We start from the raw sequence: 3674 nt of genomic DNA, 5'->3' as shown, positions 1-3674 counted from the left end.
GCTACGGGTGGTCCAATTGTTTCGAGGTGTGCTTTCAGCGCGTGAAAAAGTGATCTTGCTTCCTCAGTCGTCAAGTCGATCCAATATGGATCGCCTGCGGCACCGTTTAACCGCTGCGGTGAAAACTGGAGTTCGACCGCTGTACCTTTTTTATACATTGAGCTTCATGATAATAAACGTGTGATCAGGGAGCCAATTACGCCGACCGCCGTGACGATGCCGAAGATTTGCATCAGCACCCTGAGCCGTGACGCCTTGGGGTTTCCGTGTGCGTTAGCCGTGTGCGCTAGATGCGCTGCTTCGTATCACGTTCCGTTTTTGTAGCGGTCAAGCTCTTGAGGGCCCAAACGCCGGCGGCCGATCGCCTTCATCGGTTTCGCGCGCGCCGCGTTCGTCCATCAACTGCTAAGCTCACCGGCCGGCCGCCCTGCACCGGGAGGGTCCCCGTTCGGCCGACTCGAAATAATACGACTAGTCGAACCGGAACGCGGACACTGTGGTGTGTGGAGTCGACCTTCAAAGGCTCGTGCTAACAAAGCCGCTTCATCAAAGTAATAAATAAGAGTTAGGGTACGACTTGCTTACTCATATATCCAGATGCGTTTTGTTTAGGGCTCGTTTCTCGTGAGGAAACTATCCAGAAAGCCGTTGTGTCCTCTACTTGACCAATGTTTGTTCCTTGGATATATCATTTTCCACCCGACGAGATGACGGTGGGACCAATGCATCGCTTGTCAGTCGTCGATCGCGCACGACTGAGTATGACCATACTGGTCAGCGCGGACTATCAGTGGCTTGACGTCGACTCAGCGAGTCGGTTGACGTACCTTGACTCTTGGCGCAAAAAAAACGCATGATATGCATGACAAAATGCCGAAAGTCAGCACCACAATCGCCGCCACCCTCTGGTTATATCTTCGGACCGCTACAGAGAAATCTGGATCTACCCTTTTGCCGAACTGCGAAATGCCTCGACAAGTTTGTCCATAATACGGTTTAGTTCCTCAAGCTCTTCTGACGAGAGCGCTGCCAGCATTTCCACCTCCAGTGACATGCCCAGCTCGTCACTGGACGACCGGGTCCGCTTGCCCGCAACCGTCGGCCACAGCTGGAAATGACGCGCGTCGTTGGGATGGACGGTGCGCCGCACCAGTTTCCGCTTGATCAACTCTGCCATCACCTTGGACAGGAGCGTCTTTTCGATGAGCGTCTGGCCTTTCAACATGCTCGCCGTGATTCCGGGCTCATCGCAGATAATTCGAAGCACCCGCAGTGAACGCACATCCAGGCCGCATGCGGGCCGGTAAACCGCATTGGCCTGCCTGATCATTTCGCTCTTGACCAGATCCAGCTTGAATGTAAGGAAATACGAAAACTTCGTCTTCGTGGAATCGACAGTCGTCGCTTTTTCTGTAGCCGATGGCATACCTGATCGCATTCTCGTCCTGTTTGTAAGGCCTGCCTATCCCCGAGCCACAGCGGCTCTGTTGCGTCAACAATCGATGCAATCAGGATGATAGCTTACGTAATCGCGCACATCGAATTCTCATGAAAAGTCATTAGATGCGATTTGCAACATTTGAATCAATTCCCTTACTAGGGAGCTCATCACGAAAAACGAAGACTGGCGCCACACTCATAACAAGCAAGAGATCGCGCACTCAGACCGACGCTGGATTGAGGTCGCTCGCGCGACAAGTACGAGGGCGGCGCAGAGATATCCACCAACATCAGGAACTCAGAATGCAGGAACATTCGCTCGCGCGTTCCCGGATAAATTCACGATGCGAACCGTGTACGCGGGCTCTGCGTGCTGTGTTAATTAGTTTCGTTTTTCAACTATTTCCGTTTGCCGCTAATGCTATACTTGCCCGATCGTAGGCACTAGCGGCTTCCCCTCGTATGTGGCGAATCAGATCGGCTCGGCCATCACTATGCAGATCAAGTTCGCATTTTCATTTTTTTTGCCCACGGCGGCGGGCAAGCGCACGCGTGCGAATAGCGATGAACTGGACCTGACATTGGAGGCGGAGATGCTGTCGACAACGATCGATGGCGCAGGGAGCTACGTACCGCAAACATCGCGACCGGCTGTCCGGGATGCACAGGAACACTCCAGACTATTGGGGCGCGGGATCGTCATTTTTGCACGTGGAGAATTCAAAGCTAGCCGTGCCGGTCCAAATACGTGACGTTGCTTTACTCATCATCATAAGGTTTCCTAAATAGTTGGGGAATTCCTCTGATCCGGTTCCGGAAATTGCTGAGGTGCTAATTGCTGAATGCCGGAACATTTGCCAGTCGGGAATACACCATTATGACGGTCCAACGATCCGGCAACCAGAAGCAATTGTTCTACGCTTTCGATCTTGATAGTCGTGTCCCACCGGCATTGACGCGGAATAAATGAGGATTACCATGCAAGAAACAAGCAATTCAACGCCATATCAAGGCACCGACAAACTCATTTTCGGTATCGTTCTCGCTGTCATCACCTTCTGGCTTTTCGCTCAGACTACCCTTAACGTTGCACCGACCATGGCATCGGATCTCGGCGTCACGACCAACGTCAGCAATATCGCAGTCAGCATCACCGCGCTGTTCTCCGGGATTTTTATCGTTGTCGCAGGTGGAATCGCGGACTCGTTTGGACGTGTGCGACTGACCCTTGCCGGCCTGGTGCTAAGCGCGATCGGCTCGCTATTGATCGCTGTCTCTCCGACCGGCACTGCCGTGTGGCTGATTACAGGACGCATCGTCCAAGGCCTGTCGGCCGCATGCATCATGCCCGCCACGCTGGCCCTGATGAAGGCATACTACGATGGCGCGGCGCGCCAGCGTGCGTTGAGTTTCTGGTCGATTGGCTCTTGGGGTGGTTCAGGACTGTGCGCGCTGTTTGGCGGCTTGGTAGCGTCAACGATCGGATGGCGCTGGATCTTCTGGATTTCCATCGCTATCTCTGTCGTTAGCTATCTTCTAATTAAAGGCACGCCGGAAAGCAAGGTGAGGCAGAGCAAGCCGATGCCCTTCGACTGGATTGGGCTGATCGCCTTCGTGGTGTCGATGGTGGCGCTTAATGTCGTGATCGGGCAAGGCTCAGCATTGGGCTGGTCTAGTCCGGCGGTTCTGGGCCTGATTGCCGTGTTCATGGTAGGTGCCGTAGTCTTTTTTCGCGCCGAGACCCACGGCCGCAATCCGTTCGTCGATTTGCGACTGTTGAGCAACAAGACCTATTCGGGTGCGACACTGTCCAATTTTTTGCTCAACGGCGCGGCAGGCACGCTGCTGGTGGCATTGTCGCTGGTCCAACAAGCCGCAGGACTCTCATCACTGCAGGCCGGACTCATGACCACTGGCTACTTGGTCGCGATCCTGGCCACCATCCGTGTCGGCGAAAAACTGCTGCAGCTGTGGGGGCCGCGCAAGCCGATGTTGCTGGGCTGCGCGATCACAGGGTTAGGCATCCTGCTGACCACCTTCACTTTCCTGCTCGCGAAGCAATATATCGTCGTGGCGTTTGTCGGCTTTGCCCTGTTTGGCATCGGCCTCGGCTTCTATGCCACGCCATCGACCGATGCTGCTCTGTCAAACGTCCCCAACGAGAAGGCAGGATCAGCCTCAGGCATCTACAAGATGGCCTCGTCGCTGGGCGCGGCCTTTGGCGTGGCTATCTC

At 54.6% G+C, this 3674-nt stretch carries 2 protein-coding genes and 1 pseudogene; 1 reads left to right on the top strand and 2 read right to left on the bottom strand.

Annotated features, from left to right (window positions below):
• Both WCA53_RS05900 and WCA53_RS05895 read right to left on the bottom strand, forming a co-directional pair.
• A pseudogene (locus WCA53_RS05900) lies at positions 1 to 158 on the bottom strand (rubredoxin); the annotation flags it as partial.
• A gap of 785 nt (positions 159 to 943) precedes the next feature.
• On the bottom strand, positions 944 to 1330 hold the full coding sequence (locus tag WCA53_RS05895) for a MarR family winged helix-turn-helix transcriptional regulator (RefSeq protein WP_423906837.1): 387 nt from the start codon (positions 1328 to 1330) through the stop codon (positions 944 to 946).
• Positions 1331 to 2418: 1088 nt separating this feature from the next.
• Here WCA53_RS05895 and WCA53_RS05890 point away from each other — a divergent pair.
• Positions 2419 to 3674: MFS transporter (locus tag WCA53_RS05890; RefSeq protein WP_423906835.1), on the top strand; the 1256-nt coding region annotated here is incomplete at its 3' end.

Source organism: Caballeronia sp. (assembly GCF_049581465.1).
GTDB lineage: Bacteria > Pseudomonadota > Gammaproteobacteria > Burkholderiales > Burkholderiaceae > Caballeronia.
Note: the sequence above shows the minus strand (reverse complement) of the source record. Positions and strands in the feature narration are given on the sequence as shown.